We start from the raw sequence: 15790 nt of genomic DNA, 5'->3' as shown, positions 1-15790 counted from the left end.
ACTTTAGGGCAAAATAACGGCCCCCCTCGCCAAGTCCCGCCGGGTTTGCTATCAAGGCTTGCATGAACAAGATGCCCGGATCTTCTGAAAAAACCATGACCACACCCGATTTTAACCGCGACGGCGCAACCCCGATGATGGTTCAGTTCCTTGAACTGAAAGAACAGTATCAGGATTGCCTGCTGTTTTACCGGATGGGCGATTTTTACGAGCTGTTCTTTGACGATGCCGTCAAAGCCGCCGAAGCCCTTGATATTGCCCTGACAAAGCGAGGCAAACATCAGGGAAACGATATTCCCATGGCCGGTGTTCCTGTCCATAGCCACGAAACCTATTTGCAGCGTTTAATTCGCAAAGGGTTTCGCGTCGCGGTTTGCGAACAGATGGAAGACCCGGCAGAAGCCAAAAAACGGGGTGCTAAATCGGTTGTCAAACGCGATGTAGTGCGCCTGATCACGCCGGGCACACTCACCGAAGACAGCCTGCTCGATGCGCGACGCCATAATTATCTGGCCGCGATTGCCGATGTGCGTGGCAAAATGGGGGTTGCCTGGCTGGATATTTCAACGGGCGATTTTTACGTCCAGCCCTGTGCAAATACGGGCCTGAGTGCCGCCATCGCCCGGCTTGATCCCGGTGAAATCCTGATTTCCGATCGTTTGTTAAACCGGTCGGAAATGTTTGATTTATATAACGAATATAAAAATATCATCACGCCGCAGCCCGCGGCGCGGTTCGATTCGGCCAATGCCGAACTGCGCCTGAAAAAGCTGTATGATGTGGCCGCCCTTGATGCCTTTGGCGGGTTTGAAACCGCCGAGCTTTCGGCCGCCGGCGCGCTGATTGATTATGTCGAGCTGACCCAAAAGGGCCAGATGCCGCGCCTGTCGCCGCCCATGCGCATGGCGCAGGGGGCGGCAATGGAAATTGATGCCGCCACCCGGCGCAGCCTGGAACTGACCCAAACCCAAAGCGGGGAGCGCAAAGGGTCGCTGTTATCAGTGATTGACCGCACCCGCACCGGGGCCGGCGCCCGTTTGCTGGCCGCCCGTCTTTCCGCCCCGTTAACCGATGCCGGGGCAATTAACCAGCGGCTTGATCTGGTCAGTTATTTTCATGACCATGACGATTTGCGGGGTGATTTGCGCAATGCCCTGTCGGAATGCCCCGATATTGAACGCGCCCTTTCGCGCCTGTCGATTGGCCGGGGCGGCCCGCGTGATTTGGCCGCATTGCGCGATGGCCTGGCCTGTGCCTTTGCCATTCGCAACCTTTTGGACCACCCGGCCGATAACAGCCTGGATGCCCTGCCCGCTGCCCTGAATAACCATTTGACGGAAATGGGCCATCATGGCGACCTGGTGGATTTGTTGCGCCGGGCGCTTTCGGACAGCCTGCCTTTGATGGCGCGTGATGGTGGCTTTATCGCCAGTGGCTATCACCCGCCACTTGATGAATTGCGCATGCTGTCAAGCGAAAGCAAAAAACTGATTGCCAATTTGCAGGCGCGCTATACCGAACAAACCGGCATTTCCAGCCTGAAGGTCAAACATAATAACGTTCTGGGCTATTTTATCGAAGTTCCGGCCAAACAGGCCGACAAGATGATGGAGGTGGATGAATTCATTCACCGCCAGACAATGGCCAATGCCGTGCGTTTTACCACCGTTGCCCTATCGGAGCTGGAAAGCAAGGTCTCGAAAGCAGGCGACCAGGCGATGGCGCTGGAACTGGAACTGTTTGCCGATCTGGTCAATTCGGTGCTGGCTCATGCCGACCCGATTGCCCGCTGCGCCCAGGCGCTGGCGGGGCTGGATGTTTCCGCCTCCCTTGCCGAACTGGCACGCGAGCAAAGCTGCATTCGCCCGGTCATTGATAACAGCCTGTCCTTTGACATTCGCGGTGGCCGCCACCCGGTGGTCGAGGCCGCCCTGCAAAATGCCGGCGAATCGCCCTTTGTTGCCAATGACTGCCGCCTGGAAGACGAACAAAAACTGTGGCTGATTACCGGCCCCAACATGGCGGGTAAATCCACCTTCCTGCGCCAGAACGCGCTGATTGCTGTGCTGGCGCAAATCGGCGCATTTGTCCCGGCGCAATCGGCCCATATTGGTGCCATTGACCGGTTGTTTTCGCGCGTTGGTGCGGCGGATGACCTGGCGCGCGGGCGATCAACCTTTATGGTCGAAATGGTGGAAACCGCCGCGATTATCAATCAGGCGACCGACCGCTCGCTGGTTATCTTGGATGAAATCGGGCGTGGTACCGCCACCTTTGATGGCCTGTCCATTGCCTGGGCGGTGGTGGAAAACCTGCATGAGGTCAATAAATGCCGGGGGCTTTTTGCCACACATTACCATGAACTGACCGCCCTTGCCGCCAAGCTGGCACATCTTTCCTGCCATACCATGCTGATCAAGGAATGGCAGAATGAGGTGGTGTTTTTGCACGAAGTTGGCCCCGGCAGTGCGGACCGGTCTTATGGTATTCATGTAGCCCAGCTTGCCGGATTGCCCAAGGCGGTGATCAAACGGGCCGAACAGGTTTTGAAAACCCTGGAAAAGGGCCAACAGGGCGGTGCCGTTTCCAAACTGGCCGACGATTTGCCGCTTTTTGCTGCTGCAATGGCCCAGGTGGAAAAGGAAGAACAGGCCGCCGCCCCCAGCCTGAGCGCGGAGCAACGATCGCTGCTTGACGCCCTGGGGTCGCTTGACCCTGACGACATGTCCCCGCGCGAGGCACTTGATGCGCTATATCGCCTGCGCGATTTAAAACGCCAGGCAGAAAACTAGCGCCAGCCTTTTGGAAGAACCGGTATCGCCATTGCCCGGCGACACTGGAAAAAACGGTTTTGGGCCAGATATATAAATCAGGCCGGTGGTAAATATTTTACTGGTAATCAGGGGGGCGGCACGCAAAAATCGCGCCCTGCGCTCCTGTGTGCGCCAGCTGCCCGTATATTAAGGCCACCATATTTGCCCGTTGCTTCAATGCCTGGCCCTCAAACCCGGCATCCACGTCCCGACAACAAGGACACCGCATTTCGCCATGCTTAAAGTCAAGAATCAGCGTGATATTATCGACCGTCGCAAAGTTTTCACCGAACTTGGCAACATTGGCAAAGATGGTGATTTAAAACCCCTCAAGCAGCGTGCGGCAGTCTTGCGCTGCCTGAAGGACACACTGCAACACGGGCGGGCCGAAATCCGCACGCGGTTTGAAGCCAGCAATTCCGGCCATGATGCGGTCTTTTCCTACAGCTTCCTGATCGATCAGATCGTGCGGCTGATCCATGATTACGCTGTCGAATTTGTTTATCCCCTGCATAATCCGACCAAGGAACAGCGCATGTCGGTGGTGGCCGTGGGGGGCTATGGCCGGGGGGATATGGCACCGCATTCGGATGTCGATATTCTGTTTCTGTTTCCCTACAAACAAACCGCACATGGCGAACAGGTTGTTGAATATATCCTGTATATGCTGTGGGATCTGGGCCTGAAGGTGGGGCATGCCACCCGCTCGGTCGAGGATTGCCTGCGCATGGCGCGCCAGGACATCACCATTCGTACCAACCTGCTTGAAAGCCGGTTTGTCTGGGGCGATGAAACCATTTACGACCAGTTTCGTACCCGGTTCATGGATGAACTGGTCAAGGGCAGCGGCCTGGAATTTATCGAAGCCAAGCTGAACGAACGCGACGAACGCCACATCCGTATGGGCGATTCGCGCTATGTTGTGGAACCCAACGTCAAGGATGGCAAAGGCGGCCTGCGCGATTTGCACACCCTGTTCTGGATTGGCAAATATCTGTACCGTGTGAACACACCCATGGAACTGGTGGACCAGCGTGTCCTGACCAAAAAGGAAGCCCAGGGCTTTTTAAAAGCACAGAATTTTTTATGGTCGGTGCGCTGCTGGCTGCATTACCTGTCGGACCGCCCCGAAGACCGCCTGACATTTGACATGCAGCGCGATATCGCCACCCGCCTTGGCTATACCGACCATGCCGGGACCATTGGCGTTGAACGCTTCATGAAGCACTATTACCTGATGGTCAAACATGTGGGCAATCTGACCCGCATTTTCTGCGCCGCCCTTGAGGAACGCCATCAGCGCCGCCCCTTGATCCGTTTTCCGGCCCGGTTTTTCGGCAATAAGGAAATTGACGGCTTTCAGCTGCGCAATGACCGGCTGGCCGTTGAAAGCCGCGATGTATTTCGCGACGACCCGATCCAGATGCTGCGCCTGTTTCTGGTCGCCCATCAAAACGGGGTTGGTATTCACCCTGAAAGCCTGCGCTGGGTGACACAAAACCTGCAACTGATTGACCAGAATTTGCAAAAGGACCCGGCGGCAAACGCCATTTTCCTGCAAATTTTGTCCCACAAAATCACACCGGATATTCCGCTGCGCAAAATGAACGAAGCCGGGGTTTTGGGCCGTTTTGTGCCCGATTTTGGCCGTGTCGTGGCCCAGATGCAATATGACATGTACCACACCTACACCGTGGACGAGCATACCATCCGCGCCATTGGCATCCTTAACCAGATCGAATGTGGCGACCTTGCCGAAGAGGCCCCGGTGGCAACATCGGTGGTCCACAAGGTGATATCGCGCCAGGTTTTATATGTGGCCGTCCTGCTGCATGACATTGCCAAGGGGCGTGGCGGCGACCATTCCGAACTGGGGGCCGAAGTCGCCGAAAAACTCTGCCCGCGCCTGGGCCTTAACCCGGCCGATACCGAAACCGTCGCCTGGCTGGTCAAGGCGCATTTGTGGATGAGTGCCACTGCGTTTAAACGCGACCTCAATGACCCGACCACCATTCGTGCCTTTGCCGACCTGGTGCAATCGCAGGAACGCCTGCGCCTGCTGTTATGCCTGACGGTGGCCGATATTCGTGCCGTTGGCCCCAATATCTGGAATGGCTGGAAGGCATCGCTTCTGCGCGAGCTTTATTACGCCACCGATGATTTGCTGTCGGGCGGTTTGAATGCCGATAACCGCGATTCCCGTGTGGCCCGTGCCCAGCAAAAAGTACGCGAGGCCCTGACCGACTGGAACGAGCAGGATATCGAGGATTTCATCGCGCGCGGCTATCCGTCCTATTGGCTGAGTTTTGATACCGAAACCCAGTTGCGCCATGCCGAACTGACCCGGGATGCCAAAAAATCCGGTGCAGATATTACCATCCATACCCGGATTGAAACCGATATGGATGCCACCGAAATCACGGTTCACACCACCGACCATCCCGGTCTGTTTTCGCAAATTGCCGGGGGCATGGCGGTATGTGGAGCCAGCATTGTCGATGCCAAAATCCTGACCCTTAGCGACGGCATGGCGCTTGATACCTTCTGGATTCAGGATGCCAATGGCGAAGCGTTTAACGACAAGGGGCGGCTCAACAAACTGCGCAAAACCCTGGAGGAAGTCATTTCCGGGCAGTTGCGCCCCAGTGGCGAAATCAAAAAGCGCCAGGTGGTGGATAACAAGGCCCGCACGGCGGTGTTCAGGGTGGAACCCAATGTCATTATCGATAACAAGGCCAGCCGTACCCACACCGTGATCGAAGTGACTGCACGGGACCGCCAGGGCCTGCTGTATGACATCACCCGTGTTTTGCGCGACCTGTCGCTACAAATTGCCTCGGCCCGCATTTCCACCTTTGGCGAACGCGCAGTGGACGTTTTTTACGTGAAGGATGTTTTTGGCCTGAAAATTGATAGCCGGACAAAGTTTGTCCAGATCAAGGAAAGCCTGATCGATGTTTTAAGCAAACATGATCCGCGTTAAGGTCAGGCAATTTCCCGACCAAACGCGGTTCATTGATCATGTGACGAGAGCGAGGATATCTCCACCAGCCCTGTCGGTCTATTCTGACCGGATCGGCCTTGCTCTTGGCCTTACAGGGTGGGGGCCCTTTTTATGCTCTCGTCCGTCAAATTCCAGAAGCTCGTGTCCCAACAAAAACTGGAGACACCAAAATTGCCCAAATCACCGGCAAAGGCCTGTGACAGCCATCACAAAGCATAAATAATTTGTGATGTCCAAGGCCCGGAACGACCAAAAATTACCGTTTCTTTCACCTTCCACTGGCAATCTCGCGGCCAAAGTGCTGCAATTTCGGATCAGATAGACCATGTCACTTGTGCGTTCGATTGCCACTGTCAGTGGCTTTACCCTGCTGTCCCGGTTGCTGGGATTTGCCCGCGATATTCTGATTGCGGCCATGCTGGGGGCTGGCGGCATGGCGGACGCCTTTTTTGTCGCCTTCAAATTTCCCAATCTGTTCCGCCGTCTATTTGGCGAAGGGGCCTTTTCCGTCGCCTTCATTCCGCTTTTGGCAGGCGACATTGAAAAACGCGGAATCGAGGAAGCGCGCGATTTTGCCGCCAATGCCTTGTCAATCCTGGTGGTGATTACCGGGTTTCTGGTCGCCCTGATCGAAATCATCATGCCCTGGGCGATGCTGGTTTTTGCGCCCGGTTTTTCCGAAAATCCGGAAAAATTCGCACTGGCCATCGAACTCTCGCGCATTACATTCCCCTATCTGGCCTTTATTTCGGCAGTCGCCCTGATGTCGGGCATTTTAAATACCCTGCATCGTTATGCCGCCGCCGCTGCCGCCCCGGTGGTTTTGAACATTTTCATGATCGGCGCCTTGCTGGGCTTAACCCCCGTTACCGAAACCCCGTCCCATGCCCTGGCATGGGGGGTGTTACTGGCCGGAATCGGACAATTTGTCTGGCTGGTGATTGCGTGCAAACGGGCAGGCTTCGCCATTCGCTGGCAATTGCCGCGTATTGACGAAAAGGTCAAACTGCTGGGCAAACGCATGATCCCCGGCATGATCGGGGTGGGCGTTTATCAGCTGAACCTGCTGATCGATACAATGCTGGCCTCGATGGTGTCCGACGGGGCGGTTTCCTGGCTTTATTATGCCGACCGGGTACATCAATTGCCGCTGGGTGTGATTGGCATTGCCATTGGTACCGCCATGCTGCCCACCCTGTCGCGCCAGTTACAGGGCAAGGACCCGTCTGTTGCGATGTATAGCCAAAATCGCGGCATCGAAATTGCCCTGCTGCTGACCATGCCAGCGGCCATTGCCCTGGCGGTTATGGGAACGCCAATCATTAATGTCCTGTTTCAGCGTGGTGCCTTTACCGCAACCGAAACAAGTGCCACGGGCATGGCGCTCACGATTTTTGCCTGCGGGCTTCCGGCATCGGTTTTGGTCAAGGTGCTGGCCCCTGGCTTTTTTGCCCGGGAAGATACCAAAACCCCCATCCGTATTGGCATTATCTGCATGTTGCTCAATATCGGCATGATCGTTGTTCTGATGCCGTTTTTTGGTCATCTGGGCATTGCGGCGGCAACGGCGGTGTCATCCTGGATCAACGCCCTGTCGCTGGCGACGATTTTGCGCAAACGCAACCATTTAACCCTGGATAACCGGCTTAAACGCCGGGTGCCGCGCATCATTTTGTCATCGATCCTGATGGGGCTTGTTCTTTGGGCCGCAATCGTCTTTTTCTGGAATGCCGGTTACGATGCCATCCTGCGGACCGCCGTGATGGCCGGGATCGTCATCACCGGCATGATTGTGTATGCCGTGATTGCCCAGTTAAGCGGTGCCACCAGCTTTCGCGAACTTAAATCAACCCTGAAGCGCGGCAACGCGGCCTGAGGCCAATGAGCCCGTCCCCAGGACGGCAAATTTGCCAGATATACGACAAGCTGCTTGACCTGTTCGCCTTCGGGGGCTTAACTCCGCGCGTCTGTTCGTATGCTCGTCCGCCGGCGGGTGTCCACAACCTGGCGGAGCATGCGGATTTTTTGTGAACATTCCTGAAATGGACGATACACATGCAACGTGTTTTCTCGGGCGCACAGCCCACCGGTAATCTTCATCTTGGCAACTATCTTGGCGCAATCCGCAACTGGGTTTCGCTTCAGAACGACTTTGAGTGCATCTATTGCGTCGTCGATCTGCATGCCATCACCGTCTGGCAGGAGCCAAATGAACTGCGCGCCAATATTCGCGAACTGGCCGCCAGCATGATTGCCGCGGGCATTGATCCGGAAAAACACATTCTGTTTAACCAGAGTCAGGTTTCCGCCCATGCCGAACTGGCTTGGATTTTCAACTGTGTCGCCCGTATCGGCTGGCTTAACCGCATGACCCAGTTCAAGGAAAAGGCGGGCAAGCATCGCGAAAACGCGTCCCTTGGTCTCTATGCCTATCCCAGCCTGATGGCAGCCGACATTCTGGCCTATAAGGCCACCCATGTGCCGGTTGGCGAAGACCAGAAACAGCATCTTGAACTGACCCGCGACATTGCGGTGAAATTCAATAATGATTTCGAGGCAGAAGATTTCTTCCCCCTGCCCGAACCGCTGATTCTGGGTCCGGCAACCCGCGTGATGTCGCTGCGTGATGGATCCAAGAAAATGTCAAAATCCGACAGCTCGGATATGGCACGCATCAACATGACCGATGATGCCGACACGCTGGCAAAAAAAATCCGCAAAGCCAAAACCGATGCCGAACCACTTCCTTCCGAAGCAGATGGCCTTGAAGGCCGCCCGGAAGCCCGCAACCTGGTGACCATATATGCCGCCCTGCTCGACAAGCCGGTGGCGGACGTTCTGGCCGAGCATGGCGGGACACAATTTTCGGGTTTCAAACAGGCCCTGACCGATGTGGTGGTTGATAAACTGGCCCCGATTACCGAAGAAATGGCCCGCTTGAAAAACGATCCGGCCTATATCGATGCGGTTCTGGCGAAGGGGGCAGAACGCGCCGATGCCATCGCCCAGCCGATCCTGCGTGATGTGAAGGAAGTTGTCGGTTTTCTGAACCGTTAAATTGCCTTAAATCGAAAATGGCCCGGTCTCCTTGCGGAACCGGGCCATTTTTGTATCCAGGCTCTTCAGATTTGTATTATCCCAAGACCATTGGCATTTCGGATCAAATCGAACCCTGGCTATGCTGGCGTTTTTGCATGGCCTGATATTTCTGCAAACCATCCATCATGGTCTGGCTAAACCATGCCCCCACCGGGGCCTGACCGGCATTGTGCTGTTCGGCTTCGCGAACAAGCGGATGTTCTTCGGCCGTGGCAACATTTTTGGATGCCGCGTTATCAGATGCAATATCTTGCGAGATATGATCAGCCCCCACCCGATTTGCCGCATTGGCCGAAACGCGATTATTGCCATTTGCCTTATAGGATGACGCGCTGGTTTCACCACCGGTACCAGCCGGTGCCAGACCCAGGGCCGAATTAAACCGTGCCGCCATTTCCGCAGGTGAAAGAACCGGACCAGACTGAAGATCATCACGCATCGCGGCATCTGTCATCAGGGCCGGGTTCATGTTTTCAGCGCTGGCTCTATCCTGCTGGGAACGCGCCTGGATCAACTCACCCTGAATATCCCCGCCAAAGGACGGGCCTGAAACACGCCCGTTATTTTCCGCCCGTTGCCAAACGGTTGCCCCCTTGGCGTAATTGACATGAACACTGCCGGCCGAACGCGACGAAACAGTCCCTGTGTCGCGCTTCGCTGCCAGACGCGATGCGTAATCGCTATGCCCGGCGCGGGCCAGGGTCACGGCAAGTTCTGCCGGGTCTGCCGTTTGAGCCGCGCGAACAGCCCCTTTTTCAAACGGGTTTTCGGGTTCCGGCGTATTTTCCTGCACTGACTGCACAGCAGACGCGCGCGCAAATGAAGTCTGTGTCGGTGCTATCCCTGCGGCATTTGAGACTGCGGGTGCCGATTGGGCAATATTTTCCGCCACACTTTTGCGGCCGGAATTTGCCGTATCAAACGGCAGGGAGGATGCCGTTGCCACGGTATTTTGCGCCGTTGTCTCATCCTCGGCCATCACCGACGCCAGTGATGTATCCCCCACCGACCAGGGGAAAATCAAACCGTTACCAGTGCTGCCATCTTTGGCCGTGCCAGATGCGCCAGGATTGGCGCTGTCATTTTGCGCAACCGCAGTTGCGGCAGCCGGGTCAGTCTTATCGTCATCACCTTCAAACAGGGCCAGAACGTGCGCGCCGGTATCCTCGCCGGTAAAACCGTCAACGGCGGCGTCAATAGCAGCACCCGCCAGACCAAAAATACCGCCAAACAGGCCCCCGCCAACAACACGGGCCCCATTACCGATCTGATCCCCGGTCAATTCACGATAGAGCGCGCCGACAACAGGAATATGTTGCAGCGGATTGATCACATCAATGATGTCACCAAAATCAAAGCCGTCTTCGCCAAACAGGAAGCTGGAGAACCCGCCGGAATCCTCCTTTTCTGCCGTTTTTTGGGCCACGCCACCGGTTTTGGCTGCGCCCTGTTGCGCGCCATTTGCCGTTTGCGCCCCCGCACCGGGCGAAATTTGCCGCCAATCTGCACCTATCGACATCGCAGTCCTCCTCTTGCCAATAGGTATGCAATCAGGATGCCAAAATTGATTCTGGCTGTTTTCAGGCAAAAAATCGCTAAAATACGGGTCCTTTTAAGCTGACAATGCCGCGAGGGCTGCTGGCAAAAAAACATCCCGGCAGAAGCTGCCGGGATGGGAAAAATCGTTCCGTAAAAAACCATCAGGGATGATCTAAAACAGGTGCCCTGCCCGATCTTTTTTGGTTTTCAGATAAAACGCATTATGGCCGTTAGACGGAAATTTGTGGGGTACACGTTCACGGATGCTCACGCCCCAATTTTCCAGACCGCGCATCTTTTCGGGGTTATTGGTCAAAATCCGAACGGTGGAATAGCCAAGCTGGCGCAACATTTCGGCTGCCGGGCGATAAACCCGTTCATCGGCATCAAAACCAAGTTCTTCATTGGCATCAAGCGTATCAAAGCCACGATCCTGCAGGGCATAGGCACGTAATTTATTGACCAGGCCAATGCCGCGCCCTTCCTGACGCAAATACAAAACAATGCCACCTTTGCCGCCAGCCGAAATTTCGGCAATGGCTCCGCGCAATTGCGGGCCGCAATCACAGCGCAGCGACCCAATCAGATCGCCGGTAAAACATTCCGAATGCAGACGCACCAAAACAGGTTCATCAGCGGCAGGTTCATCGATAATGATGGCGATATGTTCCTGCCCGCCATCCGCTGGGCGAAAGGCCACCACACGGGTATTTTCCGCATTTTCCAGCGGCACGCGGGCATCGCTAACCTGGCGTAGGGAACCGGCGGCGGCGTCTTCGTATCCGTTAATAATGCCTGCCTCCAGCAACAACAGGTTTTCAGCGGCGGCAAATTCCGCGACCCGGGCTGCATCGACAGGCACCGTCACAATCGCCGGGAGCAAACGCGCCAGCTTTGCCAGGCGAATGGCGGCATCCTCGCCCGCTTCAGTCTGGCGCCAGCTTGCCGAGGGTGCCGCGACCATATCAAGCAGGGGGTTTGCCCAAATGCCAAATGTTGTGCCATCAATCTGGCCGGGATTTGCCGGCTGAAGGGCACAAAAACCGTTGCTGGCATCTTCATGCCCCAAGGCGCGGGCACGCACACGCGGCAATATCAGGGCAATATCATCAGCATTAATGGCAATCGCACGCAAACGTGCCAACCCGTGATCCGATAAGGGTTCGGTTGCAATGGCGGCGATGGCCGTATTGTCAGACCTGATCAGGATCATCTCGCCACGGCGCAGGTCGGCAACGGCACGGGAAACCGAAATCAGCTCGGTTGTTGAAATTTCGGATTCTGCCGAAAAGCTTTTGGACGTGGTCATCGTCATACTTAATGTTATTACCGATTTGGGGCCAACACGATCACAAGATCGCGATCAGGTCGGTATGAGGCTGGATCATTCATTCGTCAATGTCTAAAGCCAAAACAGTTTGTTCTTGAAAAAGGGACGATTTGAGTGTGAGAGTCGGCTATATTGCAAACAGGCAATGCACTCGAATTGCCAAAAACAAGAACAGGGCCTGAATATAGACGGAATTTAGGGACCAGCAAGGGATGGCAATGACGACAGGTAAACAGGTTTTGGTGGTGGAAGATGATGCGGCGTTAAGCCAGTCATTAACCGAACAACTTCGCCTTCACGAGGAATTCGATTGTGTCGTTGCCCATAGCGGCCAGGAAGCCCTTGAGGCCGTCAAGGACACCTATTTTGATGTCATCCTGCTTGATGTTGGCCTACCCGACATGGATGGCCGCGATGTGTGCAAACTGATGCGCCGGGCAGGTGTTAAAACGCCAGTGATCATGCTGACCGGGGCCAATAGTGATTCGGACACTATTCTGGGTCTTGAATCCGGCGCCAATGATTATGTTACCAAGCCGTTTCGCCTCAATGTGCTGCTGGCCCGTATTCGTGCCCACATTCGCCAGCATGAACAAAGCGAAGACGCCGTTTTTGTCATCGGCCCCTACAGTTTTCAGCCCAGCGCCAAAATTCTGGTAGAAACCGCAACCGACAAAAAAATTCGCCTGACGGAAAAAGAAACCTCGATCCTGAAATTCCTGTTTCGTGCTGGCGACAAACCGGTTTCACGTGAAACCCTGCTCGACGAGGTTTGGGGCTATAATGCCGGGGTGACAACTCATACCCTGGAGACGCACGTTTATCGTCTGCGGCAGAAAATTGAAAAAGACCCGTCAAATGCCACGATTCTGGTAACGGAACCAGGCGGTTACAAACTGGTCCCCTGAGCACCCTTAAAAAAGGATGCCAACCGGGCAGACCTTATCCCCTGCCCGGTTTTATCATCATTCGTGCGAGATAACCCGCCAATGATGACTGGCAAAAATTCGGGCAGGAAAAGCCATCCTTTTCCTGCCCTGCAATAAAAATCCGCCCCACATAAAAAATAACGTCACAAAAGCTCTGTTGCGCCGTCATATTGACGTTGGCAGAAAACCTGCTTTGCCCCTAGGGCTATTTGCCAATTTATAGACTGGCTTTAAAACAGCGTCATATCAGCCAAAATCAACGATTCAAGCCTATAACGAAGCAGTTTCAGCCCAAATTCAGGCATTTTCGCCAATATTGTAGGCGCGATGACCAAAAATAGCGGTCCCGACACGCACATGGGTGGCCCCCATGCGAATGGCGCATTCATAATCCCCGCTCATGCCCATGCTGCGGACCTTTAAACCGTGCCGATCGGCTATTTTACCCAGCAGGGCAAAATGCGGAGCTGGTTCCTCGTCTACCGGGGGAATGCACATCAGGCCTGTTATGGGCAAGGCCAAGTCTTCGATACATTCCCGAATAAAGGCATCGGCATCCGCCGGGTCGATACCGGCCTTTTGCGGTTCCTGGCCAATATTGATCTGAATGTACAATTCCGGGCAATGACCGGTTTCATCACGAAGGCGGGCAAATGTTCGTGCCAGTTTGGGCCGGTCCAGTGTCTCGATCACATCAAACAGGCGCATGGCCTCACGCGCCTTATTGCTTTGCAGCGGGCCGATAAGGTGTAATTCCACATCGGAGAAATCCTGTTTCAGGCCCGGCCATTTTTCAGCCGCTTCCTGAACACGATTTTCGCCAAAAACCCGCCGCCCCGCTTCAAGGGCCCCTCGAACATGCGCGGCATCATGGGTTTTACTCACACAAACCAGCGTTATATCTGCACTTTGACGATTCACGGCAGCAGCCGCTTCATCGATATTGTGCTGGATCGTGGCAAGATTGGCAGCGATATCGACATCGCCAGATGACTCGTTATGATCGCTCATGATATGCGAAATTCCGGTTCAGTGCCCAAAAGGACGTTACAACATAATGGAGCCCAAACTAGCAAAGCTCGCCTGGCAACTCAATTTACGTAACGCGCCAAATCACCGACTGTCGCCTGTTATGGTGATGAGCGACGATAAAAGACTGCCAGATCCAGCCCCGGCCCTCCAAAAACTCCCCCTGGGCAGCAGCCTTGTTTTCCGCCATTATCATGCCCCCGACCGGGACAAACAGGCCTTGGCATTACGTCGGCTGTGCCACAAGCTGGGCCACCTATTTTTTGTTGCGGCCGATATGACTCTGGCCCTCCGCCTGAAGGCGGATGGTTTACATATGCCCGGCTACACCCGGAAAACGGGCAAAACCCTGCTTGAGTGTGCAAAAAAGCACCATCTTCTGGTCAGTGCTGCCATCCATGACATGGCCCAATTGCGCCATATGATCGCAATGCAAAACAGGATTGACGCCGCCATTATCTCGCCCGTCTTTGCAACACAAAGCCACCCCGGGGCACCGCATTTATCCGCCAAAGACTTTGGACGAATGGCACAATTGGCAGCCCGTAACCAAATTGGCGTTTATGCGATGGGCGGCATTGATTTTGCACATTTACAACGGCTGGATCAAAAACCAATTTGCGGTATTGCCGGAATCGGCTTCGCCACTTAATGTCAGCCGCTCTGGTGATGCGCCATCATCTGATAATGGCAAATTGTTTATTTCCACAGGATTCCCGCTTTGGCCTCCCGCAATGTGCATCCGTCCCGCGCCCGTTTCACCCGGTTTAAAACAAAGCAGCCTTTTGAATTTGGCCTGCCCAATGTTGCCGCCGCCATCAGCCAAAAATCAGATGGCAGTGTCAGTTATCTGACCCGCGTCTCCTCGCTTTTACGCCAGCAGGTCCTGCCCCGGGCTGCATCGGTTAAAATTGTTTCAGATGATATTCATCTCGATGTTTTGCCCAAGGAACACTGGTCACAATCCTTTGAGCGTAAACGGGTGCTGTTTCTGATCCCGGCAGATGCGTTAGGCGACTGTGTGGGCATGACAATGTTTTTACGTGCCTTTCAGGCAGCCTATCCACAGTGCAAAATCGGCCTTCTCAATACCGGCCGTGCGAGCGATATTTTTGCCGAATTGCAAAATGTGGAAATATTTCAGCTCTTTATTTCGGCCAATATGCTTAAGCGATTTGATGTCCGTATTGATCTGTCAGAAATGGCTGGCTGGAAAGATATCGCGATCGCACCGGTAGATTGCGAAGGTGTTTTATGCCAGGAATTTGACATTTCACCGATTCCCCTGCCGCAAAAGACCACACAAACAGGCAAAACCCTGCAAATCGGCATTCTGCCGCTGGCATCCTCGCCACTGCGCACCCTACCGCCGGAATTTGTTTCCAAAAGCATCAAGGTCCTGCAGCAAAAAACCGGGAAAACGGGCCATATCAGTGTCGTCCTTAACGCCTATCAGGGCGTTAAAGAGGCCTATAAAGCTGCCCTTGGCCCTATGACGGCCAGCGACAATATCCAGTTAATTGACGGATTCAAAACAATTGCCGAACTGGTCACATTTATTGGCAGGTGCGACTATGTTCTTGTTGCCGATAGCGGACCGGCCCATATCACCAAGCTTTTCGGCATTTCCGGAGTCGGGGTTTATACATCCGCTTCGGCAGACGTGCTGCACGGGCGTTTCCAAAATATCAAAGCCTGGCAAAGCAGTTTTAGCGGGGATTACTGCGCGGCCCCCTGTGGTCTTGCAAAAATGCACGCCACCGAAAATGGCCAAATCGGATGTATGGGGAGCTTGAGGGTGACAAGGGACAAGCTGGTGAACCTTCCCAATCGTCGCGACCCGGAACTTGTCGAAAAAACCTCAATTACCGATCCAGTGCCATGTGTCCGGCATCTTTGCACCGATTTTAACCGCTTCGGGGCATTTCTAGGGGATGATTTCAAAGCAAGATCGCTCCCTGCCCGTTTGTAATAAAAAACGATGGTGTTTTCATAAAAAAAGAGGGCGCCGAAGCACCCTCTTTCTCGCGATTGCTGATCTTTTAAC

Annotated in this window: 10 protein-coding genes; 7 read left to right on the top strand and 3 right to left on the bottom strand. The window is 54.6% G+C overall.

The genetic code is table 11. The features are described from left to right. Positions 1-95 precede the first annotated feature (95 nt). From mutS to trpS, 4 genes are all read left to right on the top strand, one after another. Entirely contained in the window at positions 96-2792 is a 2697-nt protein-coding gene (gene mutS, locus LF95_RS10530) for a DNA mismatch repair protein MutS (protein ID WP_073956177.1), read from the top strand. Between the two features lie 256 nt (positions 2793-3048). After that, positions 3049-5796 (top strand): [protein-PII] uridylyltransferase, encoded by a 2748-nt coding sequence (locus LF95_RS10525; RefSeq protein ID WP_073955120.1) that lies wholly within the window; start codon positions 3049-3051, stop codon positions 5794-5796. Between the two features lie 346 nt (positions 5797-6142). Then, positions 6143-7693: a murein biosynthesis integral membrane protein MurJ gene (gene murJ / locus LF95_RS10520; protein ID WP_073955119.1), complete on the top strand. Its 1551-nt coding sequence runs from the start codon at positions 6143-6145 to the stop codon at positions 7691-7693. Between the two features lie 179 nt (positions 7694-7872). Then, a complete protein-coding gene (gene trpS, locus LF95_RS10515; RefSeq protein WP_073955118.1) occupies positions 7873-8874 on the top strand; it encodes a tryptophan--tRNA ligase in 1002 nt (333 codons plus the stop codon). A gap of 103 nt (positions 8875-8977) precedes the next feature. Here trpS and LF95_RS10510 read toward each other — a convergent pair whose 3' ends face one another. Both LF95_RS10510 and ribA read right to left on the bottom strand, forming a co-directional pair. Continuing rightward, complete coding sequence (locus LF95_RS10510) at positions 8978-10435, bottom strand: hypothetical protein (RefSeq protein ID WP_073955117.1); 1458 nt, start codon at positions 10433-10435, stop codon at positions 8978-8980. Positions 10436-10627: 192 nt separating this feature from the next. Beyond that, the gene (gene ribA, locus LF95_RS10505; RefSeq protein ID WP_073956176.1) at positions 10628-11764 is read right to left on the bottom strand and encodes a GTP cyclohydrolase II; all 1137 of its coding nucleotides are present in this window, start codon (positions 11762-11764) and stop codon (positions 10628-10630) included. Positions 11765-12003: 239 nt separating this feature from the next. Here ribA and LF95_RS10500 point away from each other — a divergent pair, with 239 nt between their 5' ends. Then, positions 12004-12693: a response regulator transcription factor gene (locus LF95_RS10500; protein ID WP_073956175.1), complete on the top strand. Its 690-nt coding sequence runs from the start codon at positions 12004-12006 to the stop codon at positions 12691-12693. A gap of 318 nt (positions 12694-13011) precedes the next feature. Here the strand turns inward: LF95_RS10500 and LF95_RS10495 are convergent, their stop codons facing one another. Further along, positions 13012-13725: a YggS family pyridoxal phosphate-dependent enzyme gene (locus LF95_RS10495; protein ID WP_073955116.1), complete on the bottom strand. Its 714-nt coding sequence runs from the start codon at positions 13723-13725 to the stop codon at positions 13012-13014. Between the two features lie 46 nt (positions 13726-13771). Here LF95_RS10495 and LF95_RS10490 point away from each other — a divergent pair, with 46 nt between their 5' ends. Further along, positions 13772-14395, top strand: coding sequence for a thiamine phosphate synthase (locus LF95_RS10490; RefSeq protein ID WP_073955115.1), 624 nt, complete (start codon positions 13772-13774; stop codon positions 14393-14395). A 69-nt stretch (positions 14396-14464) separates the two neighbouring features. Continuing rightward, positions 14465-15715 (top strand): glycosyltransferase family protein, encoded by a 1251-nt coding sequence (locus LF95_RS10485; protein WP_143182008.1) that lies wholly within the window; start codon positions 14465-14467, stop codon positions 15713-15715. Positions 15716-15790: the final 75 nt, after the last annotated feature.

The sequence above is a fragment of the Thalassospira sp. TSL5-1 genome (genome assembly GCF_001907695.1).
Taxonomy (GTDB): domain Bacteria; phylum Pseudomonadota; class Alphaproteobacteria; order Rhodospirillales; family Thalassospiraceae; genus Thalassospira.
This window is presented reverse-complemented; position numbering and strand designations above follow the sequence as displayed.